The sequence below is a fragment of the Actinomadura sp. GC306 genome (assembly GCF_004348665.1).
Lineage (GTDB): Bacteria > Actinomycetota > Actinomycetes > Streptosporangiales > Streptosporangiaceae > Spirillospora.
In genome coordinates, this window is sequence record NZ_SMKM01000045.1 from 1 (window position 1) to 21,610 (window position 21,610).

The window sequence follows — 21,610 nt, forward strand, 5'->3', positions numbered from 1 at the left end:
GTGTCGGCGGGCGTGGGCTCCGGGTCCGGGTCCGGGATGGGGTCCCGGTCCGGGGTGAGGTCCGCTGACGCGGGCTCGGCGGGCTCCTCTTCCGGCTCGGGGGCCTTCGGCTCCGCCTTCGCGGGCTTCTGGAAGAGGCTCGCGACGGGCATGTCGGTGAGGGTCGGCCCCGCCGGGGAGGGGGCGGGGCGCTCCGGCTCGTCCGACGCCTCCGGGCGCGGGATCTCGGCCGTCTTGTCGAACGAGGTGGGCGCGGGCGCCGGGGCCGGCGCCGGCTTGGCGAGACCCGCCAGGCCGCCCTCGGGGCGTTCCGCGCCGGGCTTCGGAGCCGGGGGGCCGCCCTTGGCCGCCTTGCCGGCGTCCGGGGACGCCGGTGCCGACGCCGCGGCGCGCGCCGCCAGTGCGGTGTCGGGCATGCAGGCGGTACAGGGGCTGAACCCCTCTTCCTTGGCCTCGGCGTAGGTCAGCTCTTCGGTCTCGCGGCCGGCGAGCTGGCGGCAGGTGTCGAGGTGGTAGCGCTTGCGGCCGCGCACGACGAAGACCAGCGCGTCTTCGGGGACGTCGGCCGGCGGGGCGGGGAGCTCCACCTCGTCGTCGGCCGGGTCCGCCGCCGTGGCGGTGGCCGCCGGGGCGCCCTTGGCGGCCGCGGTGGACGCCGCGGGCGCGGGCTTCTTGCGCTTGTCCTTCTTGGTCTTGGTCTTGCGGGTCGTGCGGGCGGGCGCCGCCGAGGCGCCCGGGAAGATCTCCTTGCGGCGGAGGAACACCCCGATGGCCAGGCAGAGCGCCGAGACGATGCTGACCGCGATCGAGATGTAGATCACGAACAGCGCGTCCAGGTTGAATACCTCCGCGCTGTCTCCGTTGCCGGCCACGATGCCCGCCACGAGCAGGGCGATCGCCACGACCACGAGGACGCCGCTCAGGATGATCACAGGGTTTCTCTCCCTCGTTCAGGCCGCTCGGCTCCGGGCCGGCACGCCCATGCCGCACTCCTTCCGCGCCGCCGGGATGGCCGCGATGCCATCCCCGGCGCCGACGGTAGGGAAGACACTATCGCCCGCGACGCCGGATCAGCGCCGATCGTGCGGCGGGTTGTCGCCGCCGGAGTGGAAGGCCCCGGTGGCCGAGTGCTGCACCTGCTGGTGTTCGGCGGGCGGCGGGAACTGGCCGGGCGCGGGCCCGGTGCCGCCGTTGCGGTTGTCGCCGTGCGGGACGGTGCTCTGCGGGCCGGTCTGCGGCGGGCTCTGCGTCTGGGCGGCGCCCGGGACGGCGGCGAACGCGCCGGTCTCGGTGCTGCCGGCCTCCAGGTCGCGCAGCTGGCCCTCCAGGTAGACCTTCAGGCGGCTGCGGTACTCGCGCTCGAACGCGCGCAGGTTGTCGACCTCGCGCTCCAGCTCCTCGCGCTGCTGCACGAGCGAGCCCATGACCTGGCGGTGGCGCTCCTGCGCGTCGCGGTCGAGGGCCTCGGCGCGCGAGCGCGCCTCGCTGACGATCTGGTCGGCCTGCCGGCGGGCCTTGCCGAGGATCTCCTCGGCCTCGCGGCGGGCGCGGCCGAGCGTCTCGTCGGCCTCGCGGCGCGCGTCGGCGATCGCCTGGTCGGCGGTCTGCTGGGCCAGCGCGAGCACGCGGGCCGCGGTGTCCATGTTGTCCTCGCCGGTGGGCGCGGGCGCCATGCCGAGGCCGCCGAGCACGGGCTCGGGCTCAGGCTGGGGCTGCGGCTCGGGGCGCGGCGGCTCGGGGATCTTCTGCACGTCCGGCTTGGGCTCCACGATGGGAGCGGCCATGGCGGGAACCTTGCCGCGCAGGCACTCGGCGAGCTTGGCCCGCAGTTCCTCGTTCTCCTGGATGAGGCGGTCGAGTTCGGCCTCGACCTCGTCGAGGAACGCGTCCACCTCCTCCTCGTCGTACCCCGGCCTCAGCCTGGTGGTACTGAACTGCTTGTTCCGCACATCGGCGGGTGTCAGCGGCATGTTCTCGTCTCCTTGGCGCGCTTGGAGTATGTCCCAAAGGACGGTATCCGATCCACCTAGGCTCCGCCGAACGCGGAGCCCACGATGATGATCAAGATCCAGACCACAAGGATGAGCACGGTGAAGCTGAGGTCCAGCGCAACGTTACCCAGTCGGATGGGCGGGATGAAGCGTCTAAGGAATTTCAGCGGCGGATCGGTGACGGTGTAGGTCGCCTCGGCGATCACCAGCACGACCCCGGTGGGCCTCCACTGCCGGGCGAAGGACTGCAGGATCTCCAGGATCAGTCTCCCGATCAGGAACAGGAGGAAGAAGTACAGGATCGCCTGCAGAATGGTTCCGACGATGTTCACTGGTTCTCTCGCAAGTGCGCTCTCAGCTCTGGTTGAAGAAGCCTCGTTCGGCCATCCGGGCCTTGTCCTCCGCCGTCACCTCGACGTTGGCGGGTGACAGCAGGAACACCTTGTTGGTAACACGCTCAATGCTCCCGTGCAGTCCGAACACGAGACCCGCCGCGAAGTCGACCAGACGCTTGGCGTCGCTGTCGACCATCTCGGTCAGATTCATGATCACCGGCGTGCCCTCCCGGAAGTGCTCCCCGATGGTCCTCGCCTCGTTGTAGGTCCTCGGGTGCAGCGTAGTGATACGCGCGAGGTCCGTGGTACCGGACTCGTAGAGCGCTACGGAGCGCCGCTCGATCGTGGACGTGGAGTGATGGTCGCGTTCGCGGTCCGCGGCCTCGTCCGCTCGGGTAAGCTGGCCGCCGGATTCGTCCTCGCGACGGCGGCCCTGCCCGGTGTCGGCTTCCTCGTCGTAGAGCTCGTAGTCGTCGTAGTCGCCGTACTTGTCGTCGTAGCGGTCGTCCTCCACCAGGCCGAGGTAGACCGCCATCTTGCGCATCGCGCTGGCCATACGCCCCTCCGTGTCCTGTGGCCGCGGCTCCGGGCGCATCCGGCGCCGTCGCTGGACTTCCACTCCGTCCGATGTGGCGGCCCGCGTTGCGGCAGGTACCACTGGGGGGACATTACCTGACGATTGCCCGTCGGCCGCCGAGCAACGCCGTACCGACCCGCAGGTGTGTCGCGCCGCACGCGATCGCCTGTTCCAGATCGCCGCTCATACCCGCAGAGACGACCGAGGCGGCCGGATGGTTCCGGCGCAGCGAACCGGCGACCTCGGCGAGCCGCGCGAAGGCGGGCAGCGGGTCGGCGCCGAGCGGGGCGACGGCCATCACCCCGCCGAGCTCCAGTCCCTCGGCCTCGGCGATCCGGTCGGCGAGGGCGGGGACGTCGCCGGGCGGCACGCCGCCCCGTTCCCGCACCTCGGAGGGGGTTCCCTCGTCCAGGGAGACCTGGACGAGGCAGCGCAGTGTACGGCCGGCGCGGACGGCCGCGCCCGACAGGGCCGTCACGAGCCGGGGCCGGTCGACCGAGTGGACGACGTCGGCGTACCCGGCCACCGCGCGGGCCTTGTTGGTCTGCAGCCGGCCGACGAAGTGCCAGGTGAGGGGGAGGTCGGCGCATTCGGCGGCCTTCGGGCGCGCCTCCTGGTCGCGGTTCTCGCCGATGTCGGTGAGGCCGAGTCCGGCCAGCAGCCGCACATCGGACGCGGGGAAGGTCTTGGTGACGGCGATCAGCGTGATCTCCGACTCGGCGCGGCCGGCGGCGGCGCAGGCGGCGGCGATGCGCGCCCGGACCCCGGCGATGCCCTCGGCGAGTTCGGCCCGGCGGTCCCCGGTCGGGTCGCCGGTCGGTTGGTCGGTCGGGTGCTCGTCCGTCACGCGTCGCCCTTGAGCCAGACGTAGCCGGCGAAGCGGCCGGTGCGGCCGTCGCGGCGGTAGGAGAAGAGGCCGGGGTCCTCGATGGTGCAGCGGGGGTCGGTCCGCACCGCGGTCACGCCGCCCGCGGCGAGCTGCTCGGCGATGCCGGCGCGGATGTCGAGGCCGGGGGTGCCCTTGGACGTCGTGGAGTACGCGGCGGGGGCCACGGCGGCGACCTCGTCCCGCATCGCCTCGGGGACCTCGTAGCAGCGGCCGCATGCCGCGGGCCCGATCGCGGCGGTGATCCTGCCGGGTTCGGCGCCGCGCTCGCACATGGCCTTCAGCAGCGCGGGGACGACGCCGGCGGCGGTCCCGGGGCGGCCGGAGTGGGCGGCCCCGACGACCCCGGCGGCGGGGTCGGCGAGCAGGACGGGCGCGCAGTCGGCGACCAGCACGGCGAGGGCGAGGCCGGGGACGTCGGTGACGGTCGCGTCGACCGGCCCCGGCAGGTCCGGGGAGCCGGCGAACGCGACGTCGGCGCCGTGCACCTGCTTCATGAAGACGGTGCGTGCGGGGTCGACGCCGAGCGCGCGGGCGGCCAGCCGCCGGTTGTCCAGGACGGCCGCGGGGTCGTCGCCGACCGCGCCGCCCAGGTTGAGGGAGTCGTAGGGGCCGCCGCTCACGCCGCCGGCCCGCCCGGTGAAGGCGGCGCCGACGCCGTCCCCCAGGGCGACGGTGGTGATCACTTCAGGAAGTCGGGGACGTCGAGGTCGTCGTCCTCGTCGAACACCACGGGACGGCGGCGCTGCCCGGACGAGGCCGGGCCGCCGCCGTCGTTCTCCCCCGCGTGCACGCGGGACGGCGTCTGCTCCGCGGCCGGGCGGGGACCCGGCGCGCGCGGGCCGCCGGACTCGCCCGCGGCGGAGTCGCGGTCGGCGGCCGGCGCCGGCTGGGACGCGCCGTCCTGCCGGGCGGGCTCGCCCGCCTCGCCGCGGCCGGCGGCCCGGTCGTCGCGGTCCGGCGCGGCGGGCGGCTGCGCCCGGTCGCTCTCGGGACGCGGCGGCGGCGCGGGGACCGCGGCGGGCGCCGGCGGCTGCTGCGGCGCGGCGGCGGCCTGCGCCACCGACTGCTGGCGCTGCTGCGGCGCTGACTGGTGGGACGCGGGCTGCTGGGACGCGGGCTGCGCGGCGGGCTGGGGCGCGGCGGCACCCTCGGACCGCCCGACCCGGCTCGGGATGGGGTTCGCGGGCGGCGGCACCGGACGCGGTGGCGGGGGCAGCCGCCTGCTCTCCGGTTCGGGCGCCGGCTTGACCGGCCGGCCCTCGTCAAAACCCGCGGCGATCACCGTCACCCGGACCTCGTCGCCGAGCGCGTCGTCGATGACCGCGCCGAAGATGATGTTCGCGTCGGGCGCGGCGGCGTTGGACACCAGCTGCGCCGCCTCGTTGATCTCGAACAGGCCGAGGTCGGAGCCGCCGGAGATCGACAGCAGGACGCCGTGCGCGCCGTCGATGCTGGCCTCCAGCAGCGGGCTGGAGATCGCCATCTCGGCCGCCGCGACGCTGCGGTCGTCGCCGCGCGCGGAGCCGATGCCCATCAGCGCCGAGCCGGCGCCGGACATGACGGACTTGACGTCGGCGAAGTCGAGGTTGATCAGGCCCGGGGTGGTGATGAGGTCCGTGATGCCCTGCACACCGGACAGGAGCACCTGGTCGGCGGCCTTGAACGCGTCCAGCACGCTGACCTGCCGGTCGGAGATCGACAGCAGCCGGTCGTTGGGGATCACGATGAGGGTGTCGACCTCGTCGCGCAGCGTCTCGATGCCGGCCTCGGCCTGCATCGCGCGGCGCTTGCCCTCGAAGCTGAACGGGCGGGTGACCACGCCTATGGTCAGCGCGCCGAGCGAGCGGGCGATGTTGGCCACCACGGGCGCGCCGCCGGTGCCGGTGCCGCCGCCCTCCCCGGCGGTGACGAAGACCATGTCGGCGCCCTTGAGGACCTCCTCGATCTCCTCCCGGTGGTCTTCGGCGGCCTTGCGGCCGACGTCGGGGTTCGCGCCGGCGCCGAGGCCCCGGGTGAGCTCGCGGCCCACGTCCAGTTTCACGTCGGCGTCACTCATCAGCAGCGCCTGGGCGTCCGTGTTGATCGCGATGAACTCGACGCCCTTGAGTCCCTCTTCGATCATCCGGTTGACGGCGTTGACGCCGCCGCCGCCGATTCCGACGACCTTGATGACCGCGAGGTAATTCTGCGGTGCTGCCACGACGAGGGGCCTTTCCGCTCTATCCGACCGCCCTGCCCGGTCTGCCGACCGTGCCGCCGCGGTTTACCTGACCTGTGTGCTTTTGCGGGCCGAGCCCGGGGCGGGATCCGGCACGCTCGCCGGTCACCCTGAACCCTCACCCTCAACTTGAGGCTTACAGTTATGTCAACCTGAGGACTGATACGGACAGTAGGGCGGCCTTACGGCCAGGGTCAACTAACCTCCCCCCAACTCCACCGGCGTGTCGCACTGGGCGCAGGTTTGCCCTGGTCGGCGAAGGAGATCTGGATGTTCCCAGGCCGCGCACCCGCCACCTCCCGCCGCACGCATCGGTCCGTCCAGGCCGCCCGCCGGTCGCGGGCGGCCGTTCAAGCGTGCCCCATCGGACGACCGGAATCGCCGCGACACACGCACCGGAGCCGAACGGCCCGCGAACACGTTCCGCCGGGCCCGCCCGCGCGGGCCGGGCACCCTCACTGCGTCTTGAGCACCTCGGGTGCGCTGACGTCCGCGGTGTGGACGGCCCGCCCCGCCGCCGTGCGCCACAGCGCGTCCAGCAGCCGGATCTTCTCCCCTGCCCGTTCCGCGGCGCCCCACACCACCGTCTGGCCGCTCGCCATCCGCAGCGTCACCGCCTCGGGCCCGGTCGCGCCCACCTCGCGGACGTTCTTCCCGATGCGCTCGGGCAGGCCGGACAGGACGGCCAGCGCGGCGAGCGTCGTCCGGTCGGACGGCCCGGGCGTGGCCACGGCCAGCGTCGGCAGCCCGGACGGCCTGGCCTCCCCGTCCGCCACGACGACGCCGTGCCTGTCGATGCTGTGGTGCCGCCCGCCGCGCTCGAACGCGGCCACGGGGACCCGCTCGCGGACCGCGATGCGGACGGTGCCCGGCCAGTGCCGCTCGATCTCGGCGGACTCGACCTCCCGGAGCCGCTCGACCCGTTCCGCGATCTCCCCGGTCGCCAGCCGCGCCATCGGCCTGCCGAGGCTGATCCCCGCGGCGGCGACGACCCGCTCGGGGGCGGCCAGCTCCGCGCCGGTCACCTCGACGTGCCGGACCACCAGCAGCCGCGAGCCGAGCAGGACCCACGTCACCGCGGCGAGCGCGGCCACGACCAGCAGGCCGGCGACCAGGACCTTCCACCGGCCCGGACGGCCGCGCCGCTCCGCCGGCTCCGGCTCTTCCTCCGCCAGCGGGGGCCGGCCCGTCTGCGACTCGGTCATGACGCAAGCTTGGCAGGCGGCCGCGCCGGCCGCCGCCGGAAGCGGCCGCGGCGGCGTGTCATTCCGGCCGGCCGGTCAGAAGGGGCGTCCCGCCCGGGTCACTCGGCGAGGCGGCCGAGGATCTCGGGGCCGAGCGCGGTCACGTCGCCGGCGCCCAGGGTGATGACGACGTCGCCGGGCCGCGCCAGCGAGGCCGCGAGGCCGGGCACCTCGGCACGGACGGGCGCGTAGACGGTCTCGGTCCCCGCCGGGACGGCGTCGGCGACCAGCGCGCCGGTCACGCCGGGCTCCGGGTCCTCGCGGGCGCCGTAGACGTCCATGACGACGGCGACGTCGGCGAGGCCGAGCGCCGCGCCGAACTCGGCGGCGAAGAACCGGGTGCGGCTGTACAGGTGCGGCTGGAAGACCGCGACGATCCGACCGCCGCCCTCCTTCTCGCCCAGGTAGTCGCGGGTGGCGTCCAGGTCGGCGGTCAGCTCGGTCGGGTGGTGGGCGTAGCTGTCGAACACCTCGACGCCGCCCGCCTCGCCCTTGCGCTCCAGCCGCCGCATCGCGCCGCCGAACGCGGCCAGGCCCACGCGGACGGGCGCGCCGTCGTGGCCGAGGGCCTGCGCGACCGCGACCACGGCGGCGGCGTTCAGCGCGTTGTGCCGGCCGGGGACGCCGAGCTCGACCTCGCCGAACCCGCCGAGGTGGAACCGGGAGCCGAGGCCGCGCGGGGTGAACCCGGTCACCCGCAGGTCGGCGCCCTCGGCCTCCCCGTACGTCCGGACGGTCAGGCCCCGCGCCCGCGCCCGCTCCGCCAGCTCCACCGCGACCGGGTCGTCGGCGCCGGCGATGAGCGTCCCGCCCGGCTCGACGCGGTCGACGAAGCGGGCGAAGTTCTCCTTCACCATCTCGAAGCCGCCGTAGTTGTCGAGGTGGTCGGCCTCGACGTTGGTGACGACCGCGATGTGCGGGGTGTACATGAGGAACGAGCCGTCGCTCTCGTCGGCCTCGGCGACGAACACGTCGCCGGTGCCCTCGTCGGCGCCGAGCCCGGTGGTGACGAGCTGCCCGCCGATGCAGTAGGACGGGTCGGCGCCCGCGTGCTGGAGCGCGACCGTGAGCATCGAGGTCGTGGTGGTCTTGCCGTGCGTGCCGGCGACGGCGACCGCCCGGCGGCCCGCCATCAGCGAGGCCAGGGCGGCCGAGCGGTGCAGGACGCGCAGGCCGCGCTCGCGGGCGGCGGCCAGCTCGGGGTTGCTCTCCCGGATCGCCGTGGAGACCACGACGGTCTCGGCGTCGCCGAGGTACGCGGCGTCGTGCCCGACGAAGACCTTCGCGCCGAGGTCGCCGAGCTGGGTGAGCAGCTCGGAGTCGCGGGCGTCGCTGCCGGACACGGCGAGGCCGCGCCGCAGCATGATGCGGGCGATGCCGGACATCCCCGCGCCCCCGATGGCGATGAAGTGGACCCGGCCGAGCTCTCCGGCGGGCACGACGTCGCCGGGATCGATCATGCTCATCGGGCGGCGCCCGCCGAGCGGACCACGTCGTAGACCATCTGGGCGAGCGCGACGTCGGCGTCCCGGCGGCCCATCCGCCCGGCGGCCTCCGACATCGCCGCGACCCGGCCCGGGTCGCCCAGCACCGGGAGCACGTTCTGCACGATCCACTCGGGTGTGAGGTCGGCGTTGTCGACGAGCAGGCCGCCGCCCGCCGCGACGATCGGCTCGGCGTTCAGCCGCTGCTCGCCGTTGCCGATCGGCAGCGGCACGTACGCCGCGGGCAGCGCCACCGCGGCCAGCTCGGCGCAGGTCATCGCGCCGGCGCGGCACATGGCCATGTCGGCGGCGGCGTAGGCGAGGTCCATCCGGTCGCAGTACGGGATCGTGACGTACTGGGGGCCGCCGGACACCGGCTCGGGCTGCTCGTTGTTCTTCGGCCCGACGATGTGCAGGACCTGGATGCCCGCCTGCCGGAAGTACGGCGCGGCGGCCACCGCGGCCTGGTTGAGCGAGCGGGCGCCCTGCGAGCCGCCGAAGATCAGCAGGGTCGGCAGGTCGGGCAGGAGCCCGAAGTAGGAGCGCGCCTTGTCGCCCATCGCGAGCCGGTCGAGCGTGGAGATCTCGCGGCGCAGCGGGATGCCGACGAAGGTCGGGTTGGGCAGCGGCGAGTCGGCGTGCGAGACCGCGACGTGCTCGGTGAAGCGGGCGCCGAGCTTGTTGGCGAGGCCGGGCTTGGGGTTGGCCTCGTGGACGATGATCGGCACCTTGCGCTTGCGTGCCGCGAGGTAGCCGGGGGTGGCGACGTAGCCGCCGAACCCGACGAGGATGTCGGCCCGGGCCTGGTCGAGGACGGCCGCCGCCGCGTTGATCGCGCCGCGCAGCCGGCCGGGGACCGACAGCAGCTGCGGCGTGAGGGTGCGGGGCAGCGGGACCGGGGGGATCAGGGCGAGCTCGTAGCCGCGCTGCGGGACGAGGCGGGTCTCCAGCCCCCGCTCGGTGCCGAGGCAGACGATCCCGACGTTGGGGTCGTTGCGGCGCAGCGCGTCCGCGAGAGCCAGTGCGGGCTCGATGTGTCCGGCGGTGCCGCCGCCGGCCAGGACAACCCTCATGCTGGTTGACAACTCCTCAGCGTGTTCGACTTGTCGGGTGCCGTACGTCCGGCGTGCGGGCGCGCACACGGACGCGGCGACGGCACCCCGGAGGGGGCGGGTCGGCCCGGGGGACGCCCCCCGGCCCCCGGAGGGGGTTCAGCGCCGTGCCAGACCCAGCCAGCTTAGAGCCCTCACGACCGGTCCGGGGCCCCGTGCGGAGAGTGCCTGCCTCGCACCCGGCTCGCGTTTGGCGAACGCGAGCAGCATCCCCAGCGCGAACAGGCTCGGGATGAGGGACGACCCCCCGTAGGACACCAGCGGAAGCGGGATCCCCGTAATGGGTAGGACGCCGATGACGGCGCCGATGTTCACGATGGCCTGCACGACCAGCCAGGCCGTCGCGCCCGCGGCGGCGAGCCGGGTGAACGGGTCCTTCACCCGCCGCGCGATCCGCAGCCCCGCGTAGGCGAGCAGCCCGAACAGCGACAGGACGACGAGGGTGCCGACGAGCCCGAACTCCTCCCCGATGATGGCGAAGATGAAGTCGGTCTCGACCTCGGGCAGGTAGTCCCATTTGGCGCGGCCCTCCCCGAGTCCCGTGCCGAACAGGCCGCCGGACGCCAGCGCGTACAGGCCCTGCGTGCTCTGGTAGTTGGTGGTGAGCTGGTTGCCGGACGGGTCGAGGAACCCGGTGAGCCGCTGCATCCGGTACGGCTCGACGACGATGAGGATCGACACCAGCAGGCACACCAGCCCCGCTATGCCGACGAACAGCCGGCCGGGCGCGCCGACGACCCACAGCAGCCCGAGGAAGATGGTGAGCAGCACCAGCGTCGTGCCGAGGTCGCTGCCCATCATCACCATCAGGACCAGGATCCCGGCGCCGGGCATCAGCGGGACCAGCAGCGGCCGCCACTCGGTGAGCTGGCCGAGGCGCTCCTTGCGGGCCAGCAGGTCGGCGCCCCACAGCACCAGGGCGAGCTTGGCGAGCTCGGACGGCTGGATCTGCACCGGCCCGAGGTCGACCCAGCGGGTGGCGCCCAGCGCGCTGCGGCCGAGCCCGGGGACCAGCACCAGGGCCAGGAAGACGATCGAGAGCAGCAGTATCGGATAGGCCAGCGCGCGGAACGTCCGGACGGGCAGCCGCGACGCCACCCACATGCCGGGGAGCCCGATCGCCATCCAGAGGGCCTGCTTCTGGAACAGCGTGAACGCCGAGCCCGTCGCCTGGATCTGGGCGACGCTGGACGCCGACAGCACCATCGTCAGGCCCAGCGCGAGCAGCATGACCGTGCAGCCCAGCACCAGGTAGTAGGACGTCAGGGGACGGTCGAGCAGCCCGATGGCGGCGACGACCTGCTCGCGCGGCCCCGGGCGGCGTCCGCCGTCCCCCTCGGCCGGTACGGCGGACACGGGCTACCGGCCGGTCCGGGCGCGGCGGCCGGCGGGGCGGGCGCGCCCGGAGGTCTCGGTGACGGCGCGGTTCATGGCCCCAGTCTCGGGGCCGGAGGCGCCCGCGGCGGGGACATCCGGCGCGTGTCGCGCGAGTGCCCCGGCGCCGCCGGGGCGGCCCGGCCCGCCCCGGCGGCGCCGGCCGGTCAATTCTTCGGCATCCATTCCAGGTAGAACAGGCCGATGCCGATCGCCACGAACAGTGCGGACGTCAGCCAGAACCGCACGACGATCGTGGTCTCGGCCCACCCGGACAGCTCGAAGTGGTGCTGCAGCGGCGCCATCTTGAACACCCGTTTGCCGGTCATCTTGAACCCGCCGACCTGGATGATCACCGACAGGGTGATCATCACGATCAGCCCGCAGAGGATGGCGAGCAGGAACTGGGTGCGGGTGAGGATCGCCAGGCCGACCAGCACGCCGCCGAGGGCCAGCGAGCCGGTGTCGCCCATGAAGATCTTCGCGGGCGGCGCGTTCCACCACAGGAAGCTGAACACGCCGCCGAGCACGGCCGCGGCGACGACCGCGAGGTCGAGGGGGTCGCGGACGGTGTAGCACTTCGGGTCGAGCGCGAACTCGCAGCTGTTGCGCAGCTGCCAGTTGCCGATGATGACGTAGGCGGCCAGCACCATGCCGGCCGGGCCGGCCGCGAGGCCGTCCAGCCCGTCGGTGAGGTTGACGCCGTTGGACATCGCCGCGATCAGCAGCAGCGCCCAGACCACGAACAGGTACGGGCCGATCGGGGGGCCGAAGTCGCGCAGGAAGGAGAGGCTCGGGTCGGCCGGGGTGACCTGGTAGCCGTTGGGGAAGTTGAGGGAGGCGACGGCGAACACGACGCCGACGAGGATGATGCCGATCATCTTGGCGCCGCTGCGCAGCCCGAGGCTGCGCTGCTTGAACACCTTGATGTAGTCGTCCACGAACCCGACGAGGCCGAGTCCGGTCATCAGGAACAGCACCAGCAGGCCCGAGATGGTCGGGGGGGTCCCGGTGACCAGGTGCGCGACCGCGTAGCCGACGAGCGAGCCGACGATGAAGACCGTCCCGCCCATCGTGGGGGTGCCGCGCTTGTTGAGGTGCGCCTCCGGGCCCTCGTCGCGGATCATCTGCCCGTAGCCGAGCCGGTTGACGATCCGGATCCACACCGGCGTGCCGAGCATCACGAAGACCAGCGCGGCCCCGCCGGCGATGATGATGTTGGTCATCGGCCGTCCTCCGCGAGGATCGCCTCGGCCACCCGTTCCAGTCCCGCGACGCGGGAGCCCTTCACCAGCACGACGTCCCGCGGCGCCAGCCGCTCGTGCAGCGCGGCCACCGCCGCGCCGACGTCATCCACCTGCACGCACTCTCCCGTCCATGACCCCACCTGCCGTGCCCCGCCGGCCATCGCCGCCGCGTTCGCGCCGACGACCACGAGGCCGCAGACCCCGCTGCGCGCCGCGTGCTCCCCGATCTTGGCATGTTCCGCCGCCGCGGAGTCCCCGAGTTCGGCCATCTCGCCCAGCACCGCGTAGGCGCGGCGGCCCCGCGCCATGTGGACGAGCACGTCGATCGCGGCGCGCGTCGAGTCGGGGTTGGCGTTGTAGGCGTCGTTGACCACCGTCACGCCGTCGGCCCGCTCGGTGACCTCCATCCGCCACCGGCTGGCCGGCACGGCCTGCGAGAGGCCCTCGGCGATCTCCGCGGGCCCGAGCCCGGCCGCCCGCGCCGCCGCTGCCGCGGCGAGCGCGTTGCCGACGGCGTGCGAGCCGTGCAGGAGCAGCGCGACCGGTGCCGAGCCCTCGGGGGTGACGAGCGTGAACCGCGCCCGCCCCCGCTCGTCGAGCGTCTCGTCCTCGGCGCGGACGTCCGCGCCGGGCGACCGGCCGAACGTGACGACCCGCCCGGCCGTGCGCGACGCCATCGCGGCGACGAGGGGGTCGTCGGCGTTCAGGACGGCGGTGCCGCCCGGCCGCAGGGCCTCCACGATCTCGCCTTTGGCCCGCGCGATGTTCTCCCGGCCGCCGAACTCCCCGACGTGCGCGGTGCCGACGTTCAGCACGACCGCGACGTCGGGCGGCGCGATCCCGGTGAGGTAGGCGATGTGGCCGATGCCGCGGGCGCCCATCTCCAGGACGAGGTGGCGGGTGCCGGTATCGGCGCGCAGGACGGTGAGCGGCAGCCCGATCTCGTTGTTGAACGAGCCGGGCGGGAAGACGGTCGGCCCCGCGCGGCCGGCGAGCTGCCCGATGAGGTCCTTGGTGGACGTCTTGCCCGCCGAGCCGGTGACCGCGGTGACGGTCACGTCCGGCAGCCGGTCCAGCACGCCCCGCGCCAGCCGTCCCAGCGCCTCCTGGACGTCGGGGACGACCACGCACGGCCCCTCCACGGGCCGCTGCGCGAGCACCGCGGCGGCGCCGGCGGCGAGGGCCGCGGACGCGAAGTCGTGCCCGTCGGCGCGCTCGCCCTTGAGGGCGGCGAACAGCGTCCCGGGCGCCGCCGCGCGGGAGTCGATGACCACCGGACCGCTGACCACCACGCCGGGGCCGCCGTGCGCGGCGCCCCCCGTGATCTCCGCGATCGCCGGCAGCGGAAGTGGGATCACGCCTGCGTCCCGTCCCCTCTAGTCCCCTTCACCCGGCGCCGGAGGGCCTCCCGGGCGACCTCGCGGTCGTCGAACGGCATGACCTCGCCCGCCGCGTTCTGGCCCTGCTCGTGGCCCTTGCCCGCGATGACGAGGACGTCGCCGCGGCGGGCCCGGCCGACGGCCAGCTCGATCGCGGCGGCCCGGTCGGGTTCCAGCACGATGTGCGCCCGCTCGGGCTGCGGCACCTTCAGTCCGCCCTCGACCATAGCGGCGAGGATGGCGAGTGGATCTTCCGACCTCGGGTTGTCGCTGGTGAAGTACGCCGCGTCGGCCAGCCGCGCGGCCGCCTCGCCCATCAGCGGGCGCTTGCCGCGGTCGCGGTCGCCGCCGCAGCCGAGCACGATCGCGAGCTCCCCCTCGGTGACGGGCCGCAGGGCGTTCAGCACCGCCTCGACGGCGCCGGGCTTGTGGGAGTAGTCGACGAGCGTGACGAAGTCCTGGCCCTCGTCGACCCGCTCCAGCCGGCCGGGCACGCCCGGCAGCGACGCCACCCCGTGCACGGCGGCCTGCAGCGGGATGCCCGCCTCGACCAGCGCGACGATCGCGGCGAGCGCGTTGGCGACGTTGAACGGCCCCGCGAGCCCGACCTCGCCGTCGGCCTCGATGCCGCCGGGCCCGACGATGCGGAACACGCTGCCGTCGGCGCCGACGCGCACGTCCTCGGCGCGCCAGTCGGCCGCCGGGTCGCCGGACGCGGAGAACGTCGTCACCGGCACCGTGGCGATCTCCAGCAGCTCGCGGCCGTGGTGGTCGTCGAGGTTCACGACGCCGACGCGGGAGTACTCGGGAGTGAACAGCCGGGCCTTCGCGAGGAAGTAGTCCTGCATGGTCGGGTGGTAGTCCAGGTGGTCCTGGGACAGGTTCGTGAACACCGCGACCTCGAAGACCGCGCCGCCCACCCGGCCCTGGACGAGGGCGTGGCTGGAGACCTCCATCGAGGCGGCGCCGACGTCGCGCTCGCGCATCATCGCCAGCAGCGCGTGCAGGTCGGTGGACTCCGGGGTGGTCAGCGCGCTCGGCACCCGGCGGCCCGCCACCCGGATCTCGACGCCGCCGACCAGGCCGGTCTCGATCCCGGCGGCGCGCAGCCCCGCGTCGAGCAGGAAGACGGTGGTGGTCTTGCCGCTGGTCCCGGTGACGCCGATGAGGGTGATGTCGCGTCCGGGCTCGCCGTACACCCAGGACGCGGCCTCGCCGAGCCGGGCGCGGACGTCGGGGACGACCATGACCGGCAGCCCCGTCGCCGCGGCGCGGTCGTACCCGTCGTGGTCGGTGAGGATCGCCGCGGCGCCGGCCTCGGCCGCCTGGGCGGCGAACCGGGCGCCGTGCGCGCGGGTGCCGGGCAGCGCCGCGTAGACGTCGCCGCGCCGCACCGCCCGCGAGTCGTGCGTGATGCCCGTCGCCGACACCGCTTCCCAGCCGGTCTGCTCGATTCCGAAGAGCGCCGCGAGTCCGTTCAGCGGACGGGCCGGATTGATGGTGGGACGCATGGCGTTTCTTTCGGTACGGGCGGATCGGGGCTGGAACACGGGTGGTGGACTCACAGGCGAGGAGGGTACTCGCTGCCGTCAGTCCCGGGCGTGGATCTGGATGATCGGCGGTCGGCTCCCCGTCGGCGGGATCTTCTCGGAGCGCAGGGCGAAGCTCATCACGTCCTTGAAGACCGGTGCGGCCGCATCGCCACCATAGTGGCTGCCCCGCTTCGGGTTCTGCAGGACGACCTGCACGACGAGCTGGGGGTCGTCGGCCGGGGCGAAACCGGCGAACGACGCGGTGTAGCCGCCGCCCTTGTAGCAGCCGCAGCGCGGGTTGACGACCTCGGCGGTGCCCGTCTTGCCCGCGACGCGGTAGCCCTTGATCTGCGCCTTGGGCGCGGTGCCCTCGTCGGTCGTCACGCCCTCCAGCATGTCGCTGATCTGCCGGGCGGTCCGCTCGCTGACGACCCGCCTGCGCTCCGGGGCGGGCGACGGGGTGAACGCGTCGTCCTCGCCGACGGTGCCGGCGATGAGGGTCGGCGCGACCCGCACGCCGCCGTTGGCGATCGTCGCGTAGACGCTGGCCATCTGCACCGCGTTCACCGAGACCGTCTGCCCGAACGCGATCGGGTACCGGTCGGTGCCCGACCACTGGCCGGGCGGCTTCAGCAGGCCGGGCGTCTCGCCGGGCAGCGGCAGGCCGGTCTTCGCGCCGAAGCCGAAGTCGCGCAGCGTCTGGTAGAGCTGCTGCTGCCCGATGGTGTCGCTGGCCATGATGGTGCCGACGTTGCTGGACGTGGCGAGCACGCCGGCGAACGTGAGCCGCTGGGTCGGGTGCGGGTGCGAGTCGCGGAACTCGACGTCGTACTTCTTGATCTTGTCGGGGACGACGAAGGGCGTCTGCGGGGTGACCCCGCCCTTCTCCATGACCGCCGCGGCGGTGACGACCTTGCCGGTGCTGCCCGGCTCGAACGCCTCCTGCACCAGCGGGCTCCCCCACAGGTCCTTGTCGGACTCGGTGTACTCGTTCGGGTCGAACCCGGGGGCGGAGGCCATCGCGAGCAGCTCGCCGGTGCGCGGGTCCATGACGATGACGCTGCCGCTCTTGGCGCCGGTGGCCTTGACCTGCTTCTCGATCGCCTCCTGCGCCTTGAACTGCAGGTCGCGCTCCAGCGTGAGGCGCACGCCGCGGCCCGGCACGGACGGGCGCTTCTGGTCCTCGCCCATGGGGATGTGCTGGCCCTCCGGGCTGATCTCCACGCGCTGCCAGCCGTCCTCGCCGGCGAGCACGTCGTTCATCGAGCTCTCCAGCCCGGCGGCGCCCTTCCCCGTGTCGTTCACGAAACCTATGACGCTCGCGGCGAGTGAATCGTTGGGGTACTCCCGGCGGTACTCCGGAAGGGTCCCGATCCCGGCCAGGTCCCACGAGGTGATCAGCCGGGCCTGGTCGGGCGGGACGCCGTGCGCGAGGTACACGAACCGCGTGTCCGGCTTGCCGATCTTCCGCATCAGCGCGGCCGGGTCCAGGCCGAGCGTCGGGGCCAGCGCGTTGACGATCGGCTGCCGCTCCTCGGTCTCGATCAGCGACGGGTCGGCGTAGATCGCCCGCGCCTCCACCGTCATGGCGAGCGGGTGGCCCTGCGCGTCGGTGATCCCACCGCGGATCGCGGGCAGCTCGATCTTGTGCAGGCGCTGGCGCATCGCCTGCGCGGTGTACTCGCCGGACTCGATCGTCTGGAGCTGGACGAGCCGCCCCGCGAACAGCGACAGCACGAAGGCGACGACCAGCAGCAGGACGTTCAGCCGCTTCAGGGGGTCGCGCCGGTGGAAGGGGATGCGGCTCTCCGGGCCGGGGGGCCGCCGTCCCGAGCCGCCGCCCGTCCGGGGTTTGCGCGAGCCGCCGCCCGCGGGGCGGGCGCCCTGCGCGGCGCGCACGGCGCGGCCCGCGGCGGTCTTGGCGGGTGATCTCTTGGCGGATGATCTCTTGGCGGGCGGGGTCTCGGCGGGCGGCTGTTTCGGGGCGGGCCCGCTCCCCTTCTTCGGGGCGGCCTTCTTGGCGGAGGCTCCCTTGGCGGCGGCCCCGCCGGCCTTCGCCGCCTTGCCGCCCGCCTCCTTGCGGGGGGCGGGCACCGTCTTGCCGCGCGCGGGACGGCGGGCGGCGCCGCCCTTCGTGCCCGCGCGCCCCGCGCCGTCGGACCTCCCGCCCGGCGGGCGCGGAGGGTTGCCGGTGGACCGCCCGGACGCGCGTGCCGCACCCGGGCCGCTCCCCGCGTCGCGCTCCGCCGGACCGCGGGACCCGCGCCCGTCCGGGCCGCGCCTGCGGCCCGGCGGGGGCCCGGCCGTCCCGCGTCCCGGCGGCTTCGTCACCGTCTCACCCGCTCCCCGATACCGTCGTTTCCGCTCACGGGGCCGCGGCGCCGTGGACCACCGTGCCGGGGACCCCGACCACGCCGGCCGCGCCGGCCGCCGCCGCGGCGGCGTCGGGGGCCGGGCGGAGCCCGCCGTCGCTGGCCCGGCCGGAGCCGCTGTGGAAGAACGCCGGGTCCTCGGCCTCCTTCATGCCGAGGGCCTTGGCCTTGTTCGACAGCTCCTCCGGGGAGCTCTCGTAGGCGATCTCCGCCTCGTACGCCTGGCGCTGCTGTTCGAGCTGCTTGGTGCTCTGCTGCAGCCGCGTCAGCGTGAACGCGTCCTTCGCCAGGACGGTGTTGAGCAGCAGGAGGCTCACCAGCGCCCCGCCGAGCAGCCCGACGATGAGCAGGATGAACGGGGTGCGCGGCGGCGCCTGCGCACGCCGCGCCGCGCCCCGGCGCGCCCCGGCCGCCGGAGCGGCCTTCGCGGGCGCGGCCTTCTTCGCCGCCGCGCCCTTCGCGGCCGTGCTCTTGGCAGGCGCGCTCTTCACGGGCGTGCTCTTGGCAGGCGCGGCCTTGCGCGCCGGCGCGGTCTTCGCCGCCGCCTTGGACGGCCTGGGCTTCGTGGCCGTGGCCGCCGCGCCGCCCGCGCCCCCGGCGGGCGGTTCGGCGGTGTCGGCCGGGCGCGGCCGGGTCCTGCTCCGGGGCGCCTTGGGCGCCTTCGGCGGCGGGCGTCTGCTCGTCGTGGTCATGTCGCCTCCCGGACTCGCTCGGCGGCGCGCAGCCGCACCGATCCGGCCCGTGGGTTGGTCGTGGTCTCCTCGCCGGACGGCAGCTCGGCTCCGCGCGTCAGGAGCCGGAAGCGCGGCTCGTGCTCGGGCAGCGGGACGGGCAGGTCCGGCGGCGTCGTGTCGGCGGCCTGGGCGGCGAGGACCCGCTTGGTGATCCGGTCCTCAAGGGAGTGGTAGGAAAGGACGGCGATCCGGCCCCCGGCCGGTAGCGCGTCCAGGGCCGCGGGCAGCGCCCGCCGCAGGATCTCCAGTTCGCCGTTCACCTCGATGCGCAGCGCCTGGAAGGTGCGTTTGGCCGGGTTGCCGCCGGTGCGGCGGGTCGCGGCCGGGATGGACGTGCGGACCAGCTCGGCGAGGCGGCGCGTCGAGTCGAACGGGGCGCGCTCGCGTTCCCGGACGATCGCCGCGGCGATGCGCTGGGCGAAGCGCTCCTCGCCGTACTCGCGCAGGATCCTGGCGAGCTCGGCGGGCGGATAGCCGTTGACGACCTCCGCCGCGGTGAGCCGCTGGGTGGTGTCCATCCGCATGTCGAGGGGGGCGTCGTGGGAATAGGCGAAACCGCGGCCGGTCTCGTCGAGCTGCGGGGAGGAGACGCCCAGGTCGAACAGGACGGCGTCCACCGCGGGGACGCCGAGCCGGCGCAGCACCGCGGGGATCTCGTCGTAGACGGCGTGCTCCAGCGCCACCCGGTCGCCGAACGGGGCGAGCCGGCGCGCGGAGCGCTCCAGCGCGGCGGGGTCGCGGTCGAGGCCGATCAGGCGCAGGCCCGGCACGGCCCGGAGCATCGCTTCGGCGTGCCCGCCCATGCCGAGCGTGGCGTCGAGGTACACGGGGTCGCGGCCGGTGACGGCCTCCGCCGCGGGGGTGAGGAGTTCCAGGACGCGACCGAGCATGACCGGTACGTGACCGGCCTCGGCCGCGTGGTCGCCCACGTCCATGCTGCACCCCCAGTACTGCCACCGCTCGCGGACTTGTGGCATCGCCGGATCGGATGACCGCTGCACGCCCCCGGCGGCGGCCTCGCCCGGCCAGGTCCCCATCCGCTGCCCTAGAGGAAGATCACCGCGTGGTGCGCGGGGGGTCGCCGTCTGGCACCGGGGAAGCTGCGCCAGCTGGCTCGGAGAGCGGCTGGAGACCTGGCCGAACGTGGGCCATTGCCGGTCATCGGACCGACGAGTCGTTTCTCAGAGGATCCCTGGCAACACCTCCTCCGAGACGTCGGAGAACGTCTGCTCCTCCTGCTCCAGGTAGGTCTCCCATGCCTGCGTGTCCCATATCTCGAGACGCGTGTTGGCACCGATGACCGTGCAGTCGCGGGTGAGGCCCGCGTACTTGCGCAGCGGAGGCGGGATCGTGACGCGGCCCTGCTTGTCGGGGACCTCGTCGGACGCGCTGGCGAAAAAGACCCTGCTGTAGCTCCGTACCGCCTTCTCGGTGACCGGCGCGGCACGCAGAGCCTCGGTTATCCGCTGGAACTCCGCCATGGGGAAGACGTACAGGCAGCGCTCCTGGCCCTTCGTGATCACCAATCCCCCCGACAGCTCCTCGCGGTACTTCGCCGGCAGGAACAGCCGTCCCTTGTCGTCGAGACGCGGTGAGTGGGTGCCGAGGAACACCGGCCCACCTCCCCGCGCCGCATGGGGCGCTACTGCCCCCCACGGCGCCCCACTCTACTCCACTCTTCCCCACCGTCAACAATGAAAACACGTTCCGTGCACCGATTTCGCGGACGTATGCGCAGGTCAGAGGGGGTGGGGCCGAGTGGGGCCCCGCGGCGGGCCGGTCCGCGCGGCGGAACGGCGGAGGACGGGGCGGACGCGTCCGGGCGGGCTCCGCCGGCGGGAGTAGGCGCGGCCGTGGGGGAAAGTGGTGTCCTCGTCCGGGATCAGAACCCGATCACCGTGGAGCACAATGGTTCCGCGTTCAACACGAACATCGCGGAGGGCGTTCCGACGACGTACTGTCGGTTGGGCGGGCGCAACGGGCGACGCACCGGCTCGCGGTGACGCGGCCCCTCCGGACAGGGACGGGCCCGGCAAGGGCTCTCGGGTCGACCGCGCGGCCGGACGGCTGAGGAGGGTTTGGTGACAGTAGGCACGCACGGCGAGTCGTTCATGGAGACCGACCCTCCGGCATCGCGCCCGGCCCGCCGCGCCGACAACGGGCGCCCAGGGCCGGGTCTCGACGGGCTCGCCCAGGTCGCCAACAAGATCAGGGACGCGGTCGAGTCGGTGATCGAGGGCAAGCCCTCGGTGGTGCGGCTCGCGCTCACCGTCCTGCTGGCGGAGGGGCACCTGCTGATCGAGGACGTGCCCGGCGTCGGCAAGACGATGCTCGCCAAGGCCCTCGCGCGCTCGGTCGACTGCTCGGTGCGGCGCGTGCAGTTCACGCCCGACCTGCTGCCCAGCGACATCACCGGGGTCAGCGCCTACAACCAGGAGCTGCGCGAGTTCGAGTTCAAGCCGGGCCCGGTGTTCGCCAACATCGTGGTCGGCGACGAGATCAACCGCGCGTCCCCGAAGACGCAGGCCGCGCTGCTGGAGTGCATGGAGGAGCGGCAGGTCACGGTGGACGGCACCACCTACCGGCTGGAGCCGCCGTTCATGGTGATCGCGACGCAGAACCCGGTGGAGATGGAGGGCACCTACGCGCTGCCCGAGGCCCAGCGGGACCGCTTCACCGCCCGCATCGCGATGGGGTACCCCGATCCGTCCGCCGAGATGGAGATGCTGGAGAACCACGGCGAGGCGTCCCCGCTCGACCGGCTGAGCCCGGTCGCGCACGCCGCCGACGTCCGCGACCTCATCGAGGTGGTGCGCGCGCAGCACGTGTCGACCGCGGTGCGGCAGTACGCCATCGACCTCGTGTCGGCGACCCGCAGCCATCCGGAGCTGCGGCTCGGCGCCTCGCCGCGGGCGACGCTGCAGCTGGTCCGGGCGGCGCGGGCGTACGCGGCGCTCGACGACCGCGACTATGTCGTCCCCGACGACGTGCAGGACCTCGCGGTCCCCGTCCTCGCGCACCGGCTGCTGCCCACGGCCGAGGCGCAGGTGGAGCGGCGCCGCCCCGAGCAGGTCGTCGCCGACCTGGTGAAGCGCCTGCCCGTCCCCTCCCCCCGGAAGTGA

19 protein-coding genes are annotated in these 21,610 nt (G+C 74.0%); 1 reads left to right on the forward strand and 18 read right to left on the reverse strand.

What is annotated here, in order from left to right:
- The 18 genes from E1200_RS09535 to mraZ form a co-directional block, all read right to left on the reverse strand.
- Positions 1-932: hypothetical protein (locus tag E1200_RS09535; RefSeq protein WP_131951464.1), on the reverse strand; the 932-nt coding region annotated here is incomplete at its 3' end.
- Positions 933-1,070: 138 nt separating this feature from the next.
- Positions 1,071-1,970: a DivIVA domain-containing protein gene (locus tag E1200_RS09540; RefSeq protein WP_131951465.1), complete on the reverse strand. Its 900-nt coding sequence runs from the start codon at positions 1,968-1,970 to the stop codon at positions 1,071-1,073.
- A gap of 56 nt (positions 1,971-2,026) precedes the next feature.
- A complete protein-coding gene (locus E1200_RS09545; protein WP_131951466.1) occupies positions 2,027-2,323 on the reverse strand; it encodes a YggT family protein in 297 nt (98 codons plus the stop codon).
- 22 nt (positions 2,324-2,345) lie between these two features.
- A complete protein-coding gene (gene sepF, locus E1200_RS09550) occupies positions 2,346-2,882 on the reverse strand; it encodes a cell division protein SepF (RefSeq protein ID WP_131951467.1) in 537 nt (178 codons plus the stop codon).
- A 112-nt stretch (positions 2,883-2,994) separates the two neighbouring features.
- Positions 2,995-3,750 carry a YggS family pyridoxal phosphate-dependent enzyme gene (locus E1200_RS09555; RefSeq protein ID WP_131951468.1) on the reverse strand — a complete coding sequence of 252 codons (756 nt, stop codon included), beginning with the start codon at positions 3,748-3,750 and terminating at the stop codon, positions 2,995-2,997.
- A complete protein-coding gene (gene pgeF, locus E1200_RS34340; RefSeq protein ID WP_131951469.1) occupies positions 3,747-4,475 on the reverse strand; it encodes a peptidoglycan editing factor PgeF in 729 nt (242 codons plus the stop codon). Before pgeF ends, E1200_RS09555 begins: the two co-directional genes overlap by 4 nt.
- Positions 4,472-5,992, reverse strand: a complete 1,521-nt coding sequence (gene ftsZ / locus E1200_RS09565; RefSeq protein ID WP_131951470.1) for a cell division protein FtsZ — start codon at positions 5,990-5,992, stop codon at positions 4,472-4,474. The genes pgeF and ftsZ overlap by 4 nt, the downstream gene beginning before the upstream one ends.
- Positions 5,993-6,465: 473 nt before the next feature.
- Positions 6,466-7,215: an FtsQ-type POTRA domain-containing protein gene (locus E1200_RS09570; RefSeq protein ID WP_243708441.1), complete on the reverse strand. Its 750-nt coding sequence runs from the start codon at positions 7,213-7,215 to the stop codon at positions 6,466-6,468.
- A 98-nt stretch (positions 7,216-7,313) separates the two neighbouring features.
- On the reverse strand, positions 7,314-8,720 hold the full coding sequence (murC, locus tag E1200_RS09575; RefSeq protein WP_131951471.1) for a UDP-N-acetylmuramate--L-alanine ligase: 1,407 nt from the start codon (positions 8,718-8,720) through the stop codon (positions 7,314-7,316).
- On the reverse strand, positions 8,717-9,811 hold the full coding sequence (gene murG / locus E1200_RS09580) for an undecaprenyldiphospho-muramoylpentapeptide beta-N-acetylglucosaminyltransferase (RefSeq protein ID WP_131951472.1): 1,095 nt from the start codon (positions 9,809-9,811) through the stop codon (positions 8,717-8,719). Before murG ends, murC begins: the two co-directional genes overlap by 4 nt.
- 138 nt (positions 9,812-9,949) lie before the next feature.
- Positions 9,950-11,206 (reverse strand): putative lipid II flippase FtsW, encoded by a 1,257-nt coding sequence (gene ftsW / locus E1200_RS09585; RefSeq protein WP_131951473.1) that lies wholly within the window; start codon positions 11,204-11,206, stop codon positions 9,950-9,952.
- A 185-nt stretch (positions 11,207-11,391) separates the two neighbouring features.
- Positions 11,392-12,450, reverse strand: coding sequence for a phospho-N-acetylmuramoyl-pentapeptide-transferase (gene mraY / locus E1200_RS09590; protein ID WP_131951474.1), 1,059 nt, complete (start codon positions 12,448-12,450; stop codon positions 11,392-11,394).
- Positions 12,447-13,829, reverse strand: coding sequence for a UDP-N-acetylmuramoyl-tripeptide--D-alanyl-D-alanine ligase (gene murF / locus E1200_RS09595; RefSeq protein ID WP_131951475.1), 1,383 nt, complete (start codon positions 13,827-13,829; stop codon positions 12,447-12,449). The genes mraY and murF overlap by 4 nt, the downstream gene beginning before the upstream one ends.
- Positions 13,826-15,361, reverse strand: a complete 1,536-nt coding sequence (locus tag E1200_RS09600; RefSeq protein ID WP_131951476.1) for a UDP-N-acetylmuramoyl-L-alanyl-D-glutamate--2,6-diaminopimelate ligase — start codon at positions 15,359-15,361, stop codon at positions 13,826-13,828. Before E1200_RS09600 ends, murF begins: the two co-directional genes overlap by 4 nt.
- A gap of 78 nt (positions 15,362-15,439) precedes the next feature.
- On the reverse strand, positions 15,440-17,713 hold the full coding sequence (locus E1200_RS09605; protein ID WP_131951477.1) for a penicillin-binding protein 2: 2,274 nt from the start codon (positions 17,711-17,713) through the stop codon (positions 15,440-15,442).
- A gap of 34 nt (positions 17,714-17,747) precedes the next feature.
- A complete protein-coding gene (locus tag E1200_RS09610; RefSeq protein WP_131951478.1) occupies positions 17,748-18,446 on the reverse strand; it encodes a hypothetical protein in 699 nt (232 codons plus the stop codon).
- Complete coding sequence (gene rsmH, locus E1200_RS09615) at positions 18,443-19,423, reverse strand: 16S rRNA (cytosine(1402)-N(4))-methyltransferase RsmH (RefSeq protein ID WP_131951487.1); 981 nt, start codon at positions 19,421-19,423, stop codon at positions 18,443-18,445. The genes E1200_RS09610 and rsmH overlap by 4 nt, the downstream gene beginning before the upstream one ends.
- A gap of 246 nt (positions 19,424-19,669) precedes the next feature.
- On the reverse strand, positions 19,670-20,101 hold the full coding sequence (gene mraZ, locus E1200_RS09620; RefSeq protein ID WP_089312308.1) for a division/cell wall cluster transcriptional repressor MraZ: 432 nt from the start codon (positions 20,099-20,101) through the stop codon (positions 19,670-19,672).
- A 468-nt stretch (positions 20,102-20,569) separates the two neighbouring features.
- On the opposite strand from mraZ, the gene E1200_RS09625 reads away from it, so the two are divergent.
- On the forward strand, positions 20,570-21,610 hold the full coding sequence (locus tag E1200_RS09625; protein ID WP_243708442.1) for a MoxR family ATPase: 1,041 nt from the start codon (positions 20,570-20,572) through the stop codon (positions 21,608-21,610).

What these genes read in the sequence shown, in the direction of transcription:
- E1200_RS09540 (WP_131951465.1), bottom strand. Translation starts at nt 1,970, where the DNA reads ATGCCGCTGACACCCGCCGATGTGCGGAACAAGCAGTTCAGTACCACC.
- sepF (WP_131951467.1), bottom strand. Translation starts at nt 2,882, where the DNA reads ATGGCCAGCGCGATGCGCAAGATGGCGGTCTACCTCGGCCTGGTGGAG.
- E1200_RS09570 (WP_243708441.1), bottom strand. Translation starts at nt 7,215, where the DNA reads ATGACCGAGTCGCAGACGGGCCGGCCCCCGCTGGCGGAGGAAGAGCCG.
- murC (WP_131951471.1), bottom strand. Translation starts at nt 8,720, where the DNA reads ATGAGCATGATCGATCCCGGCGACGTCGTGCCCGCCGGAGAGCTCGGC.
- murG (WP_131951472.1), bottom strand. Translation starts at nt 9,811, where the DNA reads ATGAGGGTTGTCCTGGCCGGCGGCGGCACCGCCGGACACATCGAGCCC.
- mraY (WP_131951474.1), bottom strand. Translation starts at nt 12,450, where the DNA reads ATGACCAACATCATCATCGCCGGCGGGGCCGCGCTGGTCTTCGTGATG.
- E1200_RS09600 (WP_131951476.1), bottom strand. Translation starts at nt 15,361, where the DNA reads ATGCGTCCCACCATCAATCCGGCCCGTCCGCTGAACGGACTCGCGGCG.
- E1200_RS09610 (WP_131951478.1), bottom strand. Translation starts at nt 18,446, where the DNA reads ATGACCACGACGAGCAGACGCCCGCCGCCGAAGGCGCCCAAGGCGCCC.
- rsmH (WP_131951487.1), bottom strand. Translation starts at nt 19,423, where the DNA reads ATGGACGTGGGCGACCACGCGGCCGAGGCCGGTCACGTACCGGTCATG.